Annotated in this window: 17 protein-coding genes; 11 read left to right on the forward strand and 6 right to left on the reverse strand. The window is 61.9% G+C overall.

All coding sequences use genetic code 11. The features are described 5' to 3' along the window. The first annotated feature begins 150 nt into the window (after positions 1 to 150). Positions 151 to 1,242 (forward strand): DUF6456 domain-containing protein, encoded by a 1,092-nt coding sequence (locus AAD018_RS07605; RefSeq protein WP_367314892.1) that lies wholly within the window; start codon positions 151 to 153, stop codon positions 1,240 to 1,242. A 111-nt stretch (positions 1,243 to 1,353) separates the two neighbouring features. Here the strand turns inward: AAD018_RS07605 and AAD018_RS07610 are convergent, their stop codons facing one another. Continuing rightward, positions 1,354 to 2,862, reverse strand: coding sequence for a catalase (locus AAD018_RS07610; protein ID WP_367314893.1), 1,509 nt, complete (start codon positions 2,860 to 2,862; stop codon positions 1,354 to 1,356). Positions 2,863 to 2,970: 108 nt separating this feature from the next. On the opposite strand from AAD018_RS07610, the gene AAD018_RS07615 reads away from it, so the two are divergent. Next, entirely contained in the window at positions 2,971 to 3,939 is a 969-nt protein-coding gene (locus tag AAD018_RS07615) for a hydrogen peroxide-inducible genes activator (protein ID WP_367314894.1), read from the forward strand. Positions 3,940 to 3,968: 29 nt separating this feature from the next. Beyond that, positions 3,969 to 4,922, forward strand: a complete 954-nt coding sequence (gene lipA, locus AAD018_RS07620) for a lipoyl synthase (protein ID WP_367314895.1) — start codon at positions 3,969 to 3,971, stop codon at positions 4,920 to 4,922. Here lipA and AAD018_RS07625 read toward each other — a convergent pair. Continuing rightward, positions 4,919 to 5,095 carry a hypothetical protein gene (locus AAD018_RS07625; RefSeq protein WP_367314896.1) on the reverse strand — a complete coding sequence of 59 codons (177 nt, stop codon included), beginning with the start codon at positions 5,093 to 5,095 and terminating at the stop codon, positions 4,919 to 4,921. The two genes, lipA and AAD018_RS07625, sit on opposite strands and share 4 nt — an antisense overlap. Continuing rightward, positions 5,095 to 5,628: a hypoxanthine phosphoribosyltransferase gene (gene hpt, locus AAD018_RS07630; RefSeq protein WP_367314897.1), complete on the reverse strand. Its 534-nt coding sequence runs from the start codon at positions 5,626 to 5,628 to the stop codon at positions 5,095 to 5,097. The genes AAD018_RS07625 and hpt overlap by 1 nt, the downstream gene beginning before the upstream one ends. Before the next feature lie 84 nt (positions 5,629 to 5,712). Between hpt and AAD018_RS07635 the strand changes: the two genes are divergently transcribed. Together AAD018_RS07635 and AAD018_RS07640 are read left to right on the forward strand one after the other, a co-directional pair. After that, positions 5,713 to 6,162, forward strand: coding sequence for a type II toxin-antitoxin system RatA family toxin (locus AAD018_RS07635; protein WP_367314898.1), 450 nt, complete (start codon positions 5,713 to 5,715; stop codon positions 6,160 to 6,162). Beyond that, positions 6,159 to 7,481: an MmgE/PrpD family protein gene (locus tag AAD018_RS07640; protein ID WP_367314899.1), complete on the forward strand. Its 1,323-nt coding sequence runs from the start codon at positions 6,159 to 6,161 to the stop codon at positions 7,479 to 7,481. Before AAD018_RS07635 ends, AAD018_RS07640 begins: the two co-directional genes overlap by 4 nt. Here the strand turns inward: AAD018_RS07640 and AAD018_RS07645 are convergent. The 3 genes from AAD018_RS07645 to AAD018_RS07655 are packed head-to-tail and all read right to left on the reverse strand — an operon-like array spanning position 7,447 to position 9,565. Further along, positions 7,447 to 7,932 carry a CinA family protein gene (locus AAD018_RS07645; protein ID WP_367314900.1) on the reverse strand — a complete coding sequence of 162 codons (486 nt, stop codon included), beginning with the start codon at positions 7,930 to 7,932 and terminating at the stop codon, positions 7,447 to 7,449. The two genes, AAD018_RS07640 and AAD018_RS07645, sit on opposite strands and share 35 nt — an antisense overlap. Further along, entirely contained in the window at positions 7,929 to 8,417 is a 489-nt protein-coding gene (locus AAD018_RS07650; RefSeq protein ID WP_367314901.1) for a phosphatidylglycerophosphatase A family protein, read from the reverse strand. The genes AAD018_RS07645 and AAD018_RS07650 overlap by 4 nt, the downstream gene beginning before the upstream one ends. After that, positions 8,414 to 9,565 carry a bifunctional 2-C-methyl-D-erythritol 4-phosphate cytidylyltransferase/2-C-methyl-D-erythritol 2,4-cyclodiphosphate synthase gene (locus AAD018_RS07655; protein ID WP_367314902.1) on the reverse strand — a complete coding sequence of 384 codons (1,152 nt, stop codon included), beginning with the start codon at positions 9,563 to 9,565 and terminating at the stop codon, positions 8,414 to 8,416. The genes AAD018_RS07650 and AAD018_RS07655 overlap by 4 nt, the downstream gene beginning before the upstream one ends. Positions 9,566 to 9,740: 175 nt before the next feature. Between AAD018_RS07655 and dusB the strand changes: the two genes are divergently transcribed. The 6 genes from dusB to AAD018_RS07685 all read left to right on the forward strand — a co-directional run bounded on the left by dusB (position 9,741) and on the right by AAD018_RS07685 (position 17,757). Beyond that, positions 9,741 to 10,718 (forward strand): tRNA dihydrouridine synthase DusB, encoded by a 978-nt coding sequence (gene dusB, locus AAD018_RS07660; protein WP_367315212.1) that lies wholly within the window; start codon positions 9,741 to 9,743, stop codon positions 10,716 to 10,718. Next, on the forward strand, positions 10,715 to 11,779 hold the full coding sequence (locus AAD018_RS07665; RefSeq protein WP_367314903.1) for a two-component system sensor histidine kinase NtrB: 1,065 nt from the start codon (positions 10,715 to 10,717) through the stop codon (positions 11,777 to 11,779). The genes dusB and AAD018_RS07665 overlap by 4 nt, the downstream gene beginning before the upstream one ends. An 11-nt stretch (positions 11,780 to 11,790) precedes the next feature. Further along, positions 11,791 to 13,155, forward strand: coding sequence for a response regulator (locus AAD018_RS07670; RefSeq protein ID WP_367314904.1), 1,365 nt, complete (start codon positions 11,791 to 11,793; stop codon positions 13,153 to 13,155). Between the two features lie 100 nt (positions 13,156 to 13,255). Next, positions 13,256 to 15,523 carry a sensor histidine kinase NtrY-like gene (locus AAD018_RS07675; RefSeq protein ID WP_367314906.1) on the forward strand — a complete coding sequence of 756 codons (2,268 nt, stop codon included), beginning with the start codon at positions 13,256 to 13,258 and terminating at the stop codon, positions 15,521 to 15,523. Further along, complete coding sequence (gene ntrX / locus AAD018_RS07680; protein ID WP_367314907.1) at positions 15,508 to 16,902, forward strand: nitrogen assimilation response regulator NtrX; 1,395 nt, start codon at positions 15,508 to 15,510, stop codon at positions 16,900 to 16,902. Before AAD018_RS07675 ends, ntrX begins: the two co-directional genes overlap by 16 nt. Continuing rightward, complete coding sequence (locus AAD018_RS07685; protein ID WP_367314908.1) at positions 16,903 to 17,757, forward strand: alpha/beta fold hydrolase; 855 nt, start codon at positions 16,903 to 16,905, stop codon at positions 17,755 to 17,757. Positions 17,758 to 17,787 lie beyond the last annotated feature (30 nt).

The raw sequence follows: 17,787 nt of genomic DNA on the forward strand, positions 1-17,787 counted from the left end.
CGGTTCAGAATTGTTTATACTTTGGCCACCAGTCTGCATTCATGAACGCTTTGTTAACCGTTCTAAAGAGATACAATTTTCAGTTGAGCTACTGCAGTCGCGGGGATCCGGTGGGGGCATCGGGCGAGTGTAGGGGGATGGGAGACTACAATGACTTCTGCTGCATTGACGAATGATCCGTCATACTTTCCGGCATGGGTGCCAGACGCAGCCCGGCACTATCTGTGTCATACCGAAAACGGCCAGTCGATCCGTGCGCTTGCACGTGATGCAGGCTGTCATGCGTCGACCGTCTTGCGGCAAATCAGACGCTTCGAGACCCGCCGCGATGACCCATTGATCGACGATGCGCTGCGCAAGCTTGGCAAGCAGCATCTGGAACGGGTCAAATCCGCCAGAAGCGCAGCAAACCGCTTTGAGTTGTCGGTTGAGACCAACGACGCAGCCGAGGCCCAGAAGCTTGTGCAGGAGGAAATGACCGTTCTACGCACGCTCTGCGACAGCGGTGCCGTCCTCGCTGTCGCCCGTGAGATGGAGAAGGCTGTCGTCCTAAAGGAGACGGCCAAGGGAATGACCCAACGCACAGCGATTGTGGACCGCAGTGTGGCCGAATCCCTGGCGTTGAAAGACTGGATCGCCGTCTCTGGAGGTCACGACTCGGCAGCTCGCGTGTCGCGGTATCAAATCACGCCCACCGGCCGGCAGGGTTATCGCAAACAGCTGGCGGAAAAAGAGAACCGCGCCCAGGGGTTCGAAGACGCTGCGGTCGAGTTTGAGGGCGCAAGCGAAAGGAAACCGCATAGAAGTCGGCAGATCCCACTCGAAAGTCCACTGGTCGGCCTGTCCCGCCGACGCGATAAGGATGGCAAGCCGTTTCTTGGTGAAGATCTCGTCCGGACGGGAGAACGTCTTCGGGAGGACTACGAACTCGCGCAGCTTGGCCAGTCCGGGGCGGAAGGACTCGATCAAGCCATCCTGGGTAAGAAAGAGGGGACCGATCCCGCTCAAGGTGAAAACGCCAGCTTGGCAGCCCGCCGCAGGGTCCGCTCCGCGCTCGAAGATCTTGGACCCGGTCTCGGCGACGTCGTCCTGCGATGCTGCTGCATGATGGAAGGCATGGAGGAGGCAGAGCGCCGTATGGGATGGTCTGCGCGCTCCGGTAAAGTCGTACTTCGGATCGCGCTACAGCGTCTCAAGCTGCACTACGCCGAGGCAGGCGAAAGCGCTCAGATGATTGGATGATCTGGCGAAAAACGATGTCCATTCCAAACGTCGATCAGACGAAACGATGAAATACGGACAGAGATAACCGGTTGGGTGGCGGGCGATATCAACGCCCGCCATCAAGGAAGCTTACTCGGCCGCTTCGATCTGTGTGTCATCCGTAATCGGCACAGCATTTACATCGGTATCGAGCCGATCGTTTGCGGCGCGAACCCCAGCGGCGTAGTCGGGATGAACGCGCTCCAGAACGGCATACCAGCGCTCCTTCACGTCCTTCGAGCAGGGGCCCATCGCAGCGGCATAGTTCTCGTACATCCGCTCCTTCTCATCCTCCTCGAGGACATTCAGGTACAATTCACGCGCCTGAACGAAATCTTCGTCCGTGACCTCCTGAGGATAGCGGAAAGCATCGGCATCGATCTTGAGCGGCGGTTCCATCACTGAAGGATCAGCAACCGGGCCGCCGTACTGATTTGGCTCATAATATGCATCGGCATTGCCAAAATCATTCGTGAAGAACCGCATCGGGCCGTCTTTGTGATAGTGCTGGACATTCGCGGCATGGGGCGCGTTGGCGGGCAACGCTTCATAGTGGGTGCCAAGACGATAGCGGTGCGCATCGGCATAGGACCACACCCGCGCCTGCAGCATCTTATCCGGGCTGTAGCCGATCCCCGGAACGACGTTCGAGGGGCTGTAGGCCGCGTTCTCAATCATCTGGAAATAGTTCTCAGGGTTCTTGTTCATCTCGACTTCACCCACTTCGATCAGCGGATAGTCCTCATGCGGCCAGACCTTAGTCAGATCGAATGGATTGTAGGACTGCTGACCGGCCTCTGCCTCTGGCATGACCTGAATAAACATCGTCCATTTCGGGAAATCTCCGCGGTCGATCGCGTTGAAAAGATCTTCCTGATAGCTCTCGCGGGTCTTCCCGATCAGAGCCTCCGCCTCGGCATTGGTGTAGTGCTTGTGCCCTTGCTGGGTTTTGAAGTGGAACTTCACCCAGAACCGTTCTCCATCTGCATTCCACATGGAAAACGTATGCGATCCATAACCGTTCATATGCATCGGATTTGTCGGAATGCCGCGATCAGACATCAGGATCGTGACCTGATGAACCGATTCCGGTTGCGCCGCCCAGAAATCGAACATCGCTTCCGGCGAGCGAAGGTTGGTCTTGGGATGCCTCTTCTGGGTACGGATGAAATCGGGGAACTTGTAGGCGTCCCGCACGAAAAAGATCGGGGTATTGTTCCCGACCATGTCCCAGTTGCCGTCCTCTGTGTAGAACTTCAGCGAAAAGCCCCGCACGTCGCGTTCGGTATCGGCCGCGCCCGACTCGCCCGCAACTGTGGACCAGCGGGACAGGACGTCGCAGCTATTGCCAACCTTCGAGAAGATCTTCGCACAACTGTATTTCGAGATGTCATGCGTGACCTTAAATATGCCTTGCGCACCCCATCCTTTCGCGTGAACAACCCGCTCGGGGATCCGCTCGCGGTTCTGATGCGCAAGCTTCTCGATCAGCTGATAATCCTCAAGAAGGACAGGACCCCGCGGTCCGGCTGTCTTCGACGTGTCATTGGACGGAACCGGTGCTCCACCAGTTGTTGTCAGGATGGGTTTGTCAGTCATATGAGCCTCTCCTCAACCTAAGAATTCTAGAATCGATCTAAGTAAAAATCCCATAGCGGGAGGATAAAGGAAAGTTGCATTTTCCTCTAGTTGCGATAACCTTTTCTTATGGCTCTTTCTCTCAAGCAATTGCGTTACTTCACTGCCTTGGCCGAGGCCGGCCATTTTGGTCGCGCCGCCGATAAGGTGCATGTCAGTCAGCCCGCTTTGTCGACTCAGATCAAGGAACTGGAGGTCTTTCTCGGCGTCGATCTCGTAGAGCGGATGCCGCGCGAAATTCGCCTCACGCGCGCAGGGCAGGACGTTCTGGACCGGTCCCGCCGCATTCTGGCCGAAGTGGGCGATCTTGAACAGGCCGTCCGCTGGCGCAACGGCCTCGCCGGACGGCTCCAGATCGGCATGATCCCGACAATCGCGCCATACCTTCTCCCGCCCGCACTTGCACTCCTGCGAGCGAGAGATCTGACGCTCGATATCCGCATCCGCGAAGCGCAGACCGATGCTCTCATTCATGCCTTAAGGCGCGGTCAGCTCGACGCAGCGGTTCTGGCTCTCCCAGTCGCTGAGCCTGGATTGGCTGCAACGGATATCCTCGAAGATCACTTCGTATTGGCGGGATCTCGGGCGGCACTGTCAGGATGGGGAGCCAGAGCCGAGGCTTTACGTCCAACTGCTATCGATCCCGATCGGCTTTTGTTGCTGGATGAAGGCCATTGCCTTGCCGATCAGGCCCTTGAGATCTGCAAGCTCCCCTCAAGACGGCAGGTCGATCTGGGCGCATCCTCTCTTTCGACCCTTTGCGGTCTGGTCGCGGGCGGCTTCGGCCTGACACTTTTGCCCGAACTGGCGCTACGCACCGAATTGGCAGCCGCGCCCGACCTCATGGTTCTGCGGTTCCGCAAACCTCAGCCGTCGCGCAGGATCGCACTGGTCTATCGGACTGGAAGCTCCGCGACAGAGTGGGCCGCCGATCTCGCCGGATTGATGGCCGATGCAGGAGCGGAGCTGATCTCTCATGCAAGAAAGGTATGCCAGGGTCCCGCGGGCGGCATTGGCAAAAAAGCCAAGTCTGGCTAGATAGAAGCTAGGTGACAAAAGGATCTCCCATGGCGCCCCGCGATTTGACCATTCCCGCCCAGCGGCATCCGGAAAAGCAGCGGCGCCCCGATGCGGCGCAGCCCAAAAAGCCGGACTGGATTCGCGTCAAGGCACCGACATCCGAAGGCTACAAGGCGACCCGAGATATCATGCGCGAGCATCGCCTCGTCACTGTCTGCGAAGAAGCAGGCTGCCCCAATGTTGGCGAATGCTGGAGCCAAGGCCATGCGACCATGATGATCATGGGCGAGGTCTGCACGCGGGCCTGTACCTTCTGCAACATTGCCACCGGCAAGCCGCCCGAGGCGCTCGATGTGTTCGAACCGGGCCGCGTCGCCGATGCGGTCAAAAAGCTGGGCCTGAACCACGTCGTCGTCACCTCCGTCGACCGCGACGATGTCGAGGATGGCGGCGCAGAGCATTTCGCCCAGACCATCCGCGCCATTCGCCGCCAATCGCCCGGCACCACGATCGAGATCCTGACGCCGGATTTCATCAAATGCGCTCCTGAAGCCCTCGAAGTCGTTGTCGAGGCGAAACCGGATGTCTTCAACCACAACCTCGAAACCGTCCCAGGTCTCTATCCCGAGGTCCGCCCCGGCGCGCGCTACTTCCATTCCCTGCGGCTCCTCCAGCGCGTCAAGGAATTGGACCCGAGCATGTTCACCAAATCCGGCATCATGGTCGGCCTCGGCGAGGACCGTCAGGCGGTCATGCAGGTGATGGATGACATGCGCGCCGCCGATATCGATTTCCTGACCATTGGCCAATATCTGCAACCGACGCCCAAGCACCATGCCGTCGACCGATTCGTGACGCCAGAAGAGTTCGCAGCTTATGAGAAAGCGGCCTATGGAAAGGGGTTCCTAATGGTCTCCGCCACACCGCTCACCCGGTCAAGCTACCACGCCGGGGAGGATTTCGCCCGCCTGCGCGAGGCACGTCTGAAGGCGCTCGGCTAGCGCGGAATACGCGCGCCGCGTTCGGCCTGCATCCAGTCCGGCAAAGCGCCGGCCTGTTCAAGTCCATAAAGGCAGGCGCAAAAGGCGATGATGCCAAGCACCGCATAGACCTTCTTGCGGGATGGCGGATTTTGCACCCACCGTTTGGCCGACATGAGCCATCGCGGATCCATCAGAGCCGAACCTTGCCGATGAATGGCAGATTGCGATCCCGCTGCGCATAATCGATCCCGTAGCCAACGACGAACTCGTCGGGGATCTCGAATCCGGTCCAGTCCGCCGTAATCTCGACCTCCCGGCGCGATGGCTTGTCGAGCAAGGCGATGGTCTTGAGCCGCGCGGGATTGCGGCTTTCCAGCAATCCGCAAACATGGTGCAGTGTGAACCCGGTATCGACGATATCCTCAACGACAAGCACGTCCCGGCCTTCAATAGCGCCCCGCAAATCCTTGAGAATACGCACTTCCCGGCTCGTTTCCATCGCATCTCCATAAGACGAGGCTTCGAGGAAATCGACCTCAACCGGCAACGCCAGCTCGCGCACAAGATCCGCGATGAACACAAAGGACCCTCGCAAAAGCCCAACAACGACCAGCTGATCTGTCCCTTTGAACTCCGCATTGATCTCGCCCGCCAGGGCCTCGACCCGCGCCGCGATCTCCTTGGCCGAGATCATCTGATCGATGGCATAGTTTGTCTCTGGCATCGGTCGGTCCGTCCCGCCCCTTGGATTCGCAGGCCATCACTCTATGACAAAAGGACTATCCTTTGACCACCGACAAGGCCGCCCATGCCCAGCCATTCAGAGACGCGCGTTCTGCCCTATACGCCTGAACAGATGTACGATCTGGTCGCCGATGTCGGCGACTACCCGGAATTTTTGCCCTGGACCGCCGCCGCGCGGATCCGCTCGACCGAGGACAAAGGGGATCACGAGGTCATGCTGGCCGATCTGGTCATCTCCTTCAAAGTCTTCCGCGAACGGTTCGGCTCCAAGGTGACGCTCTGGCCTGAAAGAAAGCAGATCGACACCGAATATATCGACGGTCCCTTTCGTTATCTCGAATCGACCTGGAAGTTTCGCGAGGCTGAAAAAGGCTGCGAGGTCAGCTTTGACGTGGATTTCGAATTCAAGAATAGGCTTTTACAAGGCGCAGCTGGCATCTTCTTCAACGAAGCGATGCAGCGCGTGGTCCGCGCCTTCGAACGCCGCGCCCACAAGCTTTACGGACAGGCGTGACCACTGCATCTGGGCAGGGTGTCACCGATCAGCTGGTCCGGTTCACACTTGAAAGCACGCCGACCGAGGCGGCCCTTTCGATCCTGCGGCTCTCGCTGTTTGATTGGGCCGTTGTCGGCCTTGCCGGCATCGACGAGCCTGTCGCGCGGCAGCTGCGCGATTTGACCGGGCAGGAGCGGACCCAAGGGCGCGCCTCGATCCTCGGCGGCGGTCAGGTCAGCCCCCGGGCCGCCGCGCTCGTCAACGGCACGACGTCTCACGCGCTCGACTTCGACGACACACATTTCGGCCATATCGGTCATCCCAGCGCCGTCATCATCCCCGCAACGCTCGCCGTGGCCGAACACACCAACGCGACCGGCACCGAGGCGCTCGAGGCTGCGCTAATCGGAGCTGAAGCCTCCATCCGCATTGGCGAGTGGCTCGGCCGCGCGCATTACCAGGCCGGATTTCACCAGACCGCCACCTCCGGCACATTCGGCGCCGCGCTCGCTGTCGCTCGGCTTCTCAAACTGGACGAGACACGGACCCGCTGGGCGCTAGGCCATGCCGCAAGTCGCGCGGCCGGCCTCAAGGCGCAGTTCGGAACGATGGCCAAACCGCTGCAGGGGGGGCAGGCGGCCTCCGCCGGAGTCGAGGCCGCGCTCATGGCCAAAGCTGGCTTGACCGCCCATTCCAACGCGCTGGAGACCGATCAAGGCTTCGGCCCCACCCATCACGGCGAGGCCAATCCATCCGCCCTCGAGGCCCTTGGATCGCTCTGGCGCTTCGAGACAGTCAGTCACAAACTCTATGCCTGTTGCCACGGCACGCATGCGCCGATCGAAGCGGCTCGCGCGCTTTCAAAGGACGCCCCCATCCCCGAAGCGGAGCCAATCAAGCTATCCGTTCATCCTCGCTGGCTGACCGTCTGCAACATCGCTTGCCCGCAGACCCGGCTGGAAGCCAAGTTCAGCCTCACGCTTACAGTTGCCATGGCGCTGACGGGCCATGATCTGGCAGGGCTAGACGCCTTCGAGCCTGAGATCATCCAAGCTCCAAATCTCGTCGCCTTGCGCGATCGAGTCGAGGTGACGGGCGATGACACTCTTTCCGAAACCGAGGCAGATCTTCGCATCGGAACTCTCGAAGCCCGGCACGACCTGCTGACCTTACGCCCGCTCGAGCAGCGCCAGGCAGACGTCCGCGCTAAGGCCGAAGCTCTTATCGGAGAGGCGAAAGCAAGCGTCCTATGGTCCATCACGTCGGCGACGGAACTCGATCTCGATGCCCTGACGGCAATCCTCAGATCGCCTGAAGGACCTCGCGCAACCGGGTAAGCGCATGCTCCACAGACCGCAGCCGCACTTCGGCCCGCCCGACAGCGCCGAATTCCACCGTTTCCGTGCCAGTTCCCGCGGGCGCGGCAATGCCAAAGCAGACTCGCCCCTCAGGCTTGTGCTCCGATCCGCCCGGACCTGCGATCCCTGTCGTTGAGATCGCGATATCGGCCTCGGTCAAATAGCGCGCCCGCACCGCCATCGCTTCGGCGACCTCTTCGGACACTGCGCCCATCTGCTTGATGAGCTCGGCCTTGACCCCGAGCAGATCCGACTTGGCTGCATTCGAATAGGTCACAAACCCCGTCCGGAACACGGCGGAGCTTCCTGGAACCGCCGTGATCGCCCCCGAGAGCAGCCCTCCTGTGCAGCTTTCTGCTGTCGTCACGCAGACATTCTTCTCCTTGGCCAGCTGAACGACCTCTGCCCGCAACGCTTCGATTTCCTTCATAAAACCATCCCATGCCAGATCCCCGCGAGGATCGTCACTCCGATCGCGGCAAACACACCCGCGATCACATCATCCATCATCACGCCAAGCGCGTCTCCGCGCCGGTCCGCCCATCCAACGGGACCGGGCTTCCAGATGTCGAACAACCGGAACAACGCGAAGGCCGCGATCCATCCCGGCCAAAGCGCCATAGCAGGCGCCCCGGCAGCGGCTGCTCCGAACAAAATCGGCAGCACAGCGATCCACTGCCCGACCAGCTCGTCAATGACAATCTCCGACGGGTCGTGATCCGTCATCCCTTTGGTCATCTCGCCGGTTGCCCAAAGACCCAACCCAAAGGCCACGATCGCGCCAATCAGAACGCCCCAGGGTCCGGTAATTGCGTAAAGGAGCGCCGCCAAAGGCAGAGCGACCAGCGAACCCCAGGTCCCCGGCGCGGGTCTGAGATACCCGGCTCCTCCGACAGTGGCGATCATGCGGATCATCCGGCCACCAGTGTCGCGGTGGCCAGCGCCGCGATCCCTTCCTCGCGCCCGGTGAACCCAAGCCGTTCCGAGGTCGTCGCCTTCACGCTGACCCGTTCCATGTCGATCCCCGCAATCTCGGCCACGCGCCCGCGCATCGTCTCTGCATGGGGTCCAATCTTGGGCTGCTCGCAAATCAGCGTGCAATCCAGATGCGTGATCGCAAACCCGCGTTCGCGCGCAAGATCGGCCGCATGGCTGAGGAAAATCCGGCTCTCCGCACCCTTCCAGGTCGGATCCGATGGCGGGAAATGCTGACCGATATCGCCTGCGGCCAGCGCCCCGTAGATCGCATCGCTCAAAGCATGCAGGCCGACATCGGCGTCCGAATGCCCCGCCAGCCCGCGCGCATGAGGCACTGCGACGCCGCAAAGAACCACCCGGTCGCCGTCGCCGAACCTGTGAACGTCAAAGCCGTTGCCCGTGCGGATATCCATTCCGGATCCCATCAATTGCCGGGCCAGCTCGAAATCGGCGGCCTCGGTGATCTTTCGGTTGCGCTCATCCCCCGGCACAATCGCAACTTCAAGACCTGACGCGAGGGCGACCTCCACATCGTCTGCCGCCTGTGTCGTCGCTGCGCGATGCGCGGCCAGAATCGCCTCCAAGTGAAAGCCCTGTGGGGTCTGTGCGCGCCAAAGCCCGTCTCGCGCCTGAACTCCCGCAACCCGGCCTTCGGTCCCGCGCCAAAGCGCATCCGTCACCGCCAAGGCAGGCGCCGCCCCTGGCGCCGTTTCAAGCGCATCGATCACCGCATCGACAATCTCGGCCGTCAGCCCGGGCCGCGCCGCATCATGGATCAGCACATTCTGCGCCTGACCCTCCAGCGCCTCGAGGCCCGCGCGCACCGATGCGCTCCGGCTGTCTCCACCCGGCACGATCTCAAGCCCCAGATCCGTCGCCCAGGGCGCTGCCTCCAGATCGTCCGGATGCACCACAAGAACGACACGCGACAAGCGCGGGTGATCTGCTAAAAGCTGCGCCGAATGCGCCGCCACCGGACGATCCCCAAGCAATCGCCACTGCTTGGGCACGCCGCCTCCCGCGCGGAGTCCCCGGCCGGCGGCGACGAGCACAGCTGCCGTGACGGGAGAGGCGGTCGAAGTCATGTCCGCTGTCTAAGGCGGGAAATCCAGACGTGCAAACATCCGGCGCATCGGCGCTGGTTCGCCTAAAATTTAGGCATATATACTTTTCCAAAAGCGAGGTCGGTCCCACGCGTTGCTGGCGGATCCCCCCCGCGATACATCCGGGCGAAAGCGCTTAGGGATTAGGCACCTGACCATTCGAGTGGCAGATACAACCAAGGGTCCGTTCGTGGCCCTCGCTCCGCTTGCGGGGATCACCGATCTGCCGTTCCGGCGGCTGGTCAGCCGCTTTGGCGCCGATCTGGTCGTCTCCGAGATGGTCGCGAGCCAAGAGATGGTGCAGGCCAGACCCGGCACCCGCGAACGGGCCGAGCTGGATCTGGGCGGGCAGACGACCGCCGTACAGCTGGCTGGCCGCGAGGCGCATTGGATGGCCGAGGCCGCCCGCATGGTCGAAGGGCAGGGGGCCCGCCTTATCGATATCAACATGGGTTGCCCGGCCAAGAAGGTCACGAACGGCTATTCAGGATCGGCCCTGATGCGCGATCTCGACCATGCACTCGGCCTGATCGACGCTGTCGTCAGCGCGGTCTCGATCCCGGTCACGCTCAAGACCCGGCTCGGCTGGGATGACGCGACGCTCAACGCCCCGGACCTGGCCCGCCGGGCCGAGGCCGCCGGGATCGCGATGATCACGATCCATGGCCGCACGCGATGCCAGTTCTACAAGGGCCGCGCCAACTGGCCTGCGATCCGCGCCGTCCGCGAGGCGGTGCAGATCCCCGTTCTGGCCAATGGCGATATCGATGGGGCGGCGTCGGCACGCCGCGCCCTCGACGCGTCCGGGGCCGCCGGCGTCATGGTCGGACGCGGCGCGCAGGGCCGCCCCTGGCTGATCGCCCAGATCTCGGCGGCCCTCAATAACGAACCCGCGCCCGCGATCCCGCAAGGCGCCGCGCTCGTCGATATGGTCGCCTCCCATTACGAGGATATGCTGTCGTTCTACGGCAGCACGCTGGGGCGCCGGGTCGCCCGCAAACATCTGGGATGGTACATGGATCAGGCCGCCACGCCCGCCCCGCTCCGTCGCGCTGTGCTGACAGAAACCGATCCCGCCGCTGTTCTGCGCGATCTGCCCGACGCCCTGCATCAGACCAAAGAGGTCGCGGCATGATCGCAGAGGATCTTTGGTCATCCTTGCCGGTCCCGGGGATCGTCGTCGATCGCGAGGATATCATCGTCGATATCAATGCCGCGGCCGAGGATTTCTTCAACCAGTCCCGCAAGGGTCTCAAGGGCCGCCCCGTCTGGGCGCAGCTTTACGTCAAAACCGATCTTTCCGAGCCGATGGCCCGCGCCCGCGACAACCTCGCCTCACTTCATATCAACGACATCGATGTGGGCGCGCCGCAGCGTGAGGCGATGCTCTGCAACATTCGGATCGCGCCCTTGCAGAACTCCGACGGACAAATGCTGGTGCTCTTTGCCCCACGCGAGGTGACGTCGTTCCTGTCGGGTCGCACTTCGGCCACAACCTCCGTCAAGACGGCCATCGGCATGTCTGAAATGCTCGCCCACGAGATCAAGAATCCCCTCGCAGGCATCACCGGCGCGGCGCAGCTCCTCTCAATGAACCTGGAGCCTGAAGACCGCGAGCTGACCGATCTAATCGTCACGGAAAGCCGGCGCATCGTGAAGCTGCTCGATCAGGTCGAGCAATTCGGCAATCTCAGACCGCCAGCTTGCACCGTGGTCAACATTCATGACGTTCTCGACCGCGCCCGACGCTCCGCCATCGTCGGGTTCGCCTCGCATATGATGCTGATCGAGGATTACGACCCGTCGCTACCCTCCACCTGGGCCGATGGAGACATGCTGCTTCAGGTCTTTCTCAACCTTCTCAAGAACGCCTCCGAAGCTCAGCCTGAAGGCGGGAAGATCCGTCTCCACACCTATTTTGACATGTCGCTTCGGATGCGCAAACCCGACGGTTCCTCGGCCAAGCTGCCGCTCCAGATCGAGATCATCGACGATGGCCCGGGACTTCCCGCCGAGATTGCCGAGAACATCTTCGACCCCTTCGTCTCCGGAAAAGAGAACGGGACAGGCCTCGGGCTCGCGCTCGTCTCCAAGATCATCGCCGATCACGGCGGCTGGATCAGCGTCGACAGCCATCCCGGACGCACCGTCTTTCGTATCGCATTGCCACTCGCCCCGCCGGGCGCCACTCCCTAGGAGGAATCCCCATGGACGGAACTGTCCTTGTCGCCGACGACGACCGCACGATCCGCACCGTTCTCACCCAGGCGCTGACCCGCGCGGGCTGCAAGGTGCATGCGACCTCCTCTCTGGTCACGCTCATGCGGTGGGTGGATGAAGGGAAGGGCGATCTCGTTATCTCGGACGTGGTCATGCCCGACGGCAACGGGCTCGACCAGCTCCCCAAGATCTCCGAGGCGCGCCCGGGCCTGCCTGTCATCGTCATTTCGGCCCAGAACACGATCATGACGGCCATTCAGGCGGCCGAGGCCGAAGCCTACGACTACCTGCCCAAACCCTTCGATCTGCCCGATCTGATGAAACGCGCCGCCCGCGCGCTCGAGGTCAAGCGCGTCGCCACGCCCCCGCGCGCAGAGCCTGCGCCGAACGACTCTCAGGACCTCCCCCTCGTGGGCCGCACCCCTGCCATGCAGGCTCTTTACCGTCTCGTGGCACGCGTGATGAATACCGACCTTGCGGTTCTGATCACCGGCGAAAGCGGAACCGGCAAATCCTTAATCGCCCGCGCCATTCACGACTTCTCGGACCGTCGCTCGATGCCGTTCATCACCGTGTCGGGCGTGGATCTGGAAGGGGCGGACGGCCCCTCATCGCTGATGGCCCGCGCCAAGGGTGGCTCGGTCCTCTTTGATGAGGTGAGCGATCTCGACGACGAGGCGCAGGCACGCATCGTGCGCATGCTCGATGCGTTAGGCGACAGCGCGCCTCGGATCATGGCAACATCGCAGACCGACCTGATGGACCGCATGGAGGAAGGCCGCTTCCGACAGGATCTCTTCTACCGTCTCGGCGGCGTGACGATCGAGGTACCGTCCTTGCGCGAACGCGTCGACGATATCCCGCTTCTTGCCGATCACTTTCTGGCCCGTGCCGAAAAAGACCGCTCAGCACCGCGCACTCTGTCCTCCGATGCGCTGACGCTGATGCGCCGCTACAGCTGGCCCGGCAATGTCCGCCAGCTTGAAAACGCCGTGCGCCGCCTTGTCGTGACCGCCACTGAAGGAGAGATCACCCGCACCGAGGTCGAGGCCGTTCTCGGCTCGCAGCCCGCGATGGAGCCGCTGCGCAGCGGCGACAGCGAAAAGCTCTCCGCCTCCGTCGCGCGCCATTTGCGGCGCTACTTCGATCTGCATGGCGGAGTGCTGCCGCCACCCGGCCTTTACCAGCGGATTTTGCGCGAGGTAGAGCTTCCGCTCCTCGAAATTGCTCTTGATGCAACCGGCGGAAATCAGGCGAAATGCGCCGATCTGCTCGGAATTAACCGAAATACCCTCAGAAAGAAGATCACAGACCTCGATATCCGCGTGACACGGCGCCGTAAGTTGATGTAAAACCGCAACAGCAAAGTGGCACGGGAAGCATGTCTCTCCGAAGCCACAGATCGGCGGCACCGGGGGCAATGGCTCCCATCGAGGAAAGCGGGCAAGACGCGTGCAACGCGCCCTACAGGGATTTTCACTGACCGGGTTCAACCGGTGGCGGCGCCGGCGCTCCGTCCAGACCGTGTTGACGCTCGGTTTTATCCTCTTGGGTCCGATCCTCGCGGTCCTGACATTCTCCGTCTTCTATCCGCTCGATCCAGGTGTGTCCCGGGATGGCTTGCTTATCATCCTACTGGCCGATCTCATCTATGTCCTTGTTATCACAGCGCTTCTAACGCGGCGTGTGGTGCGCATGGTTGCCGCCCGCCGGGCGCGTTCGGCGGGATCCCGTCTTCATCTCAGGCTGACGGGTGTCTTCGCTGTCGTAGCTCTCATCCCGACCGTGCTTGTCGCGGTCTTCTCCGTCGTCACCATCACGATCGGCCTCGAGGGCTGGTTCTCCGACCGCGTCAGCCTCGTTCTCAGCAATTCCCGCGCTGCCGCCGAAGCCTATGAACAAGAGCAACGGGCGGGCCTTCGCGAAGATGCCATCCGGCTCGTCCTCGCCTTGGATGAAGAGCTAAGATCGCAGCAGAATCTCACTGCGGGCCAGTTCCGTCAGTTCCTTGAAACCTATCAAGGCCGCATCCAGCGCGGCCTCAGCGAAGCTTTCGTCATCGACGAGAATGCCGCCATCCGCTTTCGCGGCGAAGGATCGTACCTCTTCTATTACGAACCCCCAACGCCCGAACAGCTGGCCGAAGCGCGCGCGCAAGGCGGCATCATCATAGAGGACTGGGACAACAATGAATTTCGTGCGCTCGTCCCCCTTAGATCGCTCGGCCAGAGCTACCTCTACATCAGCCGCGACGTGGACGGGAACATCCTCAAGCTGGTCGATGAGACGCGTGAAACCGTTGCCGAATACCGCCAGCTCGAATCGGATCGCGGCGCGCTTCTTTTCCAGTTCGGTCTTCTCTATCTCGGCTTTGCCGCTCTTCTGATTCTTGCGGCCACATGGCTCGGCCTCTGGTTCGCTGAACGCCTCTCGCGCCCGGTGGGTCGCCTGGCCAGCGCCGCGCAGCGCGTCGGCGGCGGCGATCTGAACGTCCGCGTCCGGGAAGAAGAGGGCGACGACGAGATCGCGATGCTCGGTCGTCTCTTCAATCAGATGACGACCCAGCTCAAAGGGCAGCGAGAAGCCCTTTTGGAGAATACCCGCCAGATTGAGGAGCGCGGGCGCCTCTTCGATAGCGTGCTGTCCTCCGTTACCTCTGGCGTCGTCGGTCTTGATGCAAAAGGGCGCGTCGCTTTCGTGAACCGATCCGCTGAAAGCCTGCTGGGCGTGGGGACCGCGCAGGAAGCCATGTCGCTGGCAGATGCTGTCCCCGAATTCGCGCCGCTCTTTGCCAAAGTCCGCCGCAAAGGCGTCGAGGTGGCGCAGGACCAGATCAATCTGACACGGCGCGGCATGCAGGAAACGCTGCTTGTCCGAATGGGCAAGCGGCGCTCCGAGGATCGCAGGCTGGAAGGCTTCGTTGTGGCCTTCGACGACGTCACCGATCTGGTCAGCGCCCAGCGCATGGCCGCCTGGGGCGACGTGGCCCGCCGCATTGCACACGAGATCAAAAACCCGCTCACCCCAATCCAGCTTTCGGCCGAGCGCATCAAACGCAAGTTCCGCGCCTCGGCCGGTGAAGATGCGGACAAGCTCGACCAGATGACCGACGTCATCGTTCGCCAGACCGGCGATCTGCGCCGCATCGTTGACGAGTTTTCCAAATTCGCCCGCATGCCCGAACCCGACCGCGCGCGCCACGACGTGGTTAAGATCCTCCGCGACGCCGTCACCTTGCAGGAATCCGGGCAGCCAGGCGTCACCTTTGATCTGCAGATCACCGATCCCGAGGCCTTTGCCCAGATCGACGCCACAATGATCTCCCAGGCGCTCACCAATCTTATAAAGAATGCCGGGGAAGCCATTGAAACCCTGGAGAAAAAAGGCGCGCCTGACGGCTACCGCCCTGAGATCCGCATCGCCTTCACGCGCGAAGACGACACCGCGACACTCACGATAGACGACAACGGCACCGGCCTTCCGGAGGACCGCGCCCGCCTGTTCGAACCCTACGTGACCACCCGCGACAAGGGTACCGGCCTTGGCCTCTCCATCGTCAAGAAAATCATCGAAGAACACGGGGGCCAGCTGACGCTCAGCGACGCCCCCCAATTCGGCGGCTCCGACCGCCCCGGGGCGCGGGCGACCATTCGTCTCCCGCTGATCCCCGACATCCCCCAGATAGAGCAGAGTGAGGACAAAGTATGGGCGACATCCTGATTACCGACGACGAGCGGGATATCCGCGAGCTGATTTCCGAGATCCTGATCGACGAAGGCTATTCAACGCGTCTGGCCGGCACATCGAACGAATGTATGGCGGAAATCGACAAAGAACCGCCCGCGCTGATGATCCTCGACATCTGGCTCAAGGACAGCGACATGGACGGGATCGATATCCTTAAATCGGTCAAGCGCGACCACCCCGGCATCCCGATCGTCATCATATCGGGCCACGGCAATATCGAGATTGCTGTCGCCGCGATCAAGCAAGGCGCCTACGACTTCATCGAAAAGCCCTTCAACATCGACCAGCTTCTCGTAGTCATACGCCGCGCGATGGAAACTTCCCGCCTGCGCCGCGAAAATGTCGAGCTCAAGCGCGGAGAGACGCATGCCGCCGAAATGCTGGGCGAAAGCGCTGCGTTCAAGGCTCTGAGATCCCAGCTCGACAAGGTCACCAAGTCCAACGGCCGCGTTATGCTCACTGGTGCTGCCGGTACGGGCAAGGAAATCGCGGCCCGCTATATCCATAACAACTCCCTGCGCGCGACCGAGCCCTTCATCTCGGTCAATTCCGCTTCCATCGAACCCGACCGGATGGAAGAGGTGCTCTTTGGCCGCGAAAGCCCCGAACGCGGCATCGAGAAGGGTCTCCTCGAAGAGGCGAACGGAGGCGTGCTCTATTTCGACGAAATCGCCGACATGCCCTCCGGCACCCAGTCCAAGATCCTGCGCGTCTTGGTCGAACAGCAATTTCAACGCGTTGGCGGCTCCGAACAGGTCCGCGTCGATCTGCGCGTTATTTCCAGCACGACCAAGGACTTGCCATCCGAGATTGATGCAGGCCGCTTCCGCCAGGAACTCTACCACCGTCTCAATGTCGTGCCGATCCATGTTCCGGCCCTCGAGGACCGGCGCGAGGATATTCCACTGCTGGCGGAGCATTTTGTCGATTGGTTCAACACGACCCAAGGCCTGCCGCAACGCCCCCTGGCCGAAGACGCTCGTGCGCTTCTTCAAACCATGGTCTGGCCCGGCAACGTCCGGCAGCTCAAGAACATCGTCGAACGTGTTCTGATCCTTGGCGAAAATGGCGGCGATATCACGGCCAAAGAGCTTCCCTCCACCGAAGAACGCGCGCCCGATGAGGACCGCGTCGTGCTTTCCGGCAGCCTGGCGACCCTGCCGCTGCGCGAAGCCCGTGAGCTCTTTGAGCGGGAATACCTGCTCACCCAGATCAACCGCTTTGGCGGCAATATCAGCCGCACCGCCTCTTTTGTGGGAATGGAGCGCTCGGCCCTTCACCGCAAACTCAAGTCCCTTGGCGTCGTCACCTCCAACAAGGCCGGCGCCCGCGTCGCCCATGTCGAAAGCTAGATGCCCTTCGCCGACCACTTTTGCGAAGTAGACGGACGCCGGGTCGGATATGTCGATCAGGGCGAGGGTGGCGTTCCGCTCGTCTTGCTCCACGGCGCGGGTTTCGATCATGCCGAACTGACATGGCGGCTGACATTCCCGATCCTCGCCAAGACCCGCCGGGTGATCGTCCCCGATCTACCCGGCTACGGCGAAAGCGAAGGCTTCGACGGCCCCTACGATCTGGCTGACCTGACCCGCTGGCTCATCGCTTTTCTCGATGAGATCGGCGTGGAGCAATGCGACATCTCCGGTGTCTCCATGGGCGGCGGAGCTGCCCTCAGGCTTGCGCTCGATGCGCCGGAAAAGGTGCGCAAACTCGTTCCGGTCTGCGCTTACGGCCTGATGGACAAAGCCCCATTTCACGAACTAGCCTGGGCCGTTTCCCGCTCTCCAGCCGCCGGGCTTATCTATCAGGCCGCCGCCGCCAGCCCGTTCCTCACACGTATCGGCCTGGGCGCCAGCTACGCTGATCCCGCCCGCGTCACCCCCGACACGATCGCAGCCGTTCAGGATGTTGCTCGCGATCAGGGCCAGCGCCGCAGCGCCGACGCCTTTTTCGCGCGCGAAATCACCCCGACCGAACTCACCGGCTCGCTCATTCGCAGGCTCCCCGAAATCCGGCAACCGACCCTTTTCATCCACGGCACCCGTGACCGCATCGTGCCGGTGCGCCACGCCAAAGAGGCGGTGACCTTGGTTCCGAACAGCAGATTGCACCTAATGGAAACCGGTCACTGGCCGATGCGCGAACAGCCCGAAGCCTTCACCGAGCGGCTGATCCGCTTCCTTGACGGCGAGGACGGCGATGATTGACCCGGCAGGCCCGCTCTGGCACCACGGTCG

The organism is Aestuariibius insulae (assembly GCF_040783535.2).
Classification (GTDB): Bacteria; Pseudomonadota; Alphaproteobacteria; order Rhodobacterales; family Rhodobacteraceae; genus Aestuariibius; species Aestuariibius insulae.

Coding starts and splice junctions, on each gene's coding strand:
- AAD018_RS07670 (WP_367314904.1), top strand. CDS start 11,791: ATGGACGGAACTGTCCTTGTCGCCGACGACGACCGCACGATCCGCACC.
- ntrX (WP_367314907.1), top strand. CDS start 15,508: ATGGGCGACATCCTGATTACCGACGACGAGCGGGATATCCGCGAGCTG.
- AAD018_RS07635 (WP_367314898.1), top strand. CDS start 5,713: ATGCCCAGCCATTCAGAGACGCGCGTTCTGCCCTATACGCCTGAACAG.
- AAD018_RS07665 (WP_367314903.1), top strand. CDS start 10,715: ATGATCGCAGAGGATCTTTGGTCATCCTTGCCGGTCCCGGGGATCGTC.
- AAD018_RS07610 (WP_367314893.1), bottom strand. CDS start 2,862: ATGACTGACAAACCCATCCTGACAACAACTGGTGGAGCACCGGTTCCG.
- AAD018_RS07645 (WP_367314900.1), bottom strand. CDS start 7,932: ATGAAGGAAATCGAAGCGTTGCGGGCAGAGGTCGTTCAGCTGGCCAAG.
- AAD018_RS07625 (WP_367314896.1), bottom strand. CDS start 5,095: ATGGATCCGCGATGGCTCATGTCGGCCAAACGGTGGGTGCAAAATCCG.
- AAD018_RS07655 (WP_367314902.1), bottom strand. CDS start 9,565: ATGACTTCGACCGCCTCTCCCGTCACGGCAGCTGTGCTCGTCGCCGCC.
- lipA (WP_367314895.1), top strand. CDS start 3,969: ATGGCGCCCCGCGATTTGACCATTCCCGCCCAGCGGCATCCGGAAAAG.
- hpt (WP_367314897.1), bottom strand. CDS start 5,628: ATGCCAGAGACAAACTATGCCATCGATCAGATGATCTCGGCCAAGGAG.
- AAD018_RS07650 (WP_367314901.1), bottom strand. CDS start 8,417: ATGATCCGCATGATCGCCACTGTCGGAGGAGCCGGGTATCTCAGACCC.
- AAD018_RS07685 (WP_367314908.1), top strand. CDS start 16,903: ATGCCCTTCGCCGACCACTTTTGCGAAGTAGACGGACGCCGGGTCGGA.
- AAD018_RS07615 (WP_367314894.1), top strand. CDS start 2,971: ATGGCTCTTTCTCTCAAGCAATTGCGTTACTTCACTGCCTTGGCCGAG.
- AAD018_RS07605 (WP_367314892.1), top strand. CDS start 151: ATGACTTCTGCTGCATTGACGAATGATCCGTCATACTTTCCGGCATGG.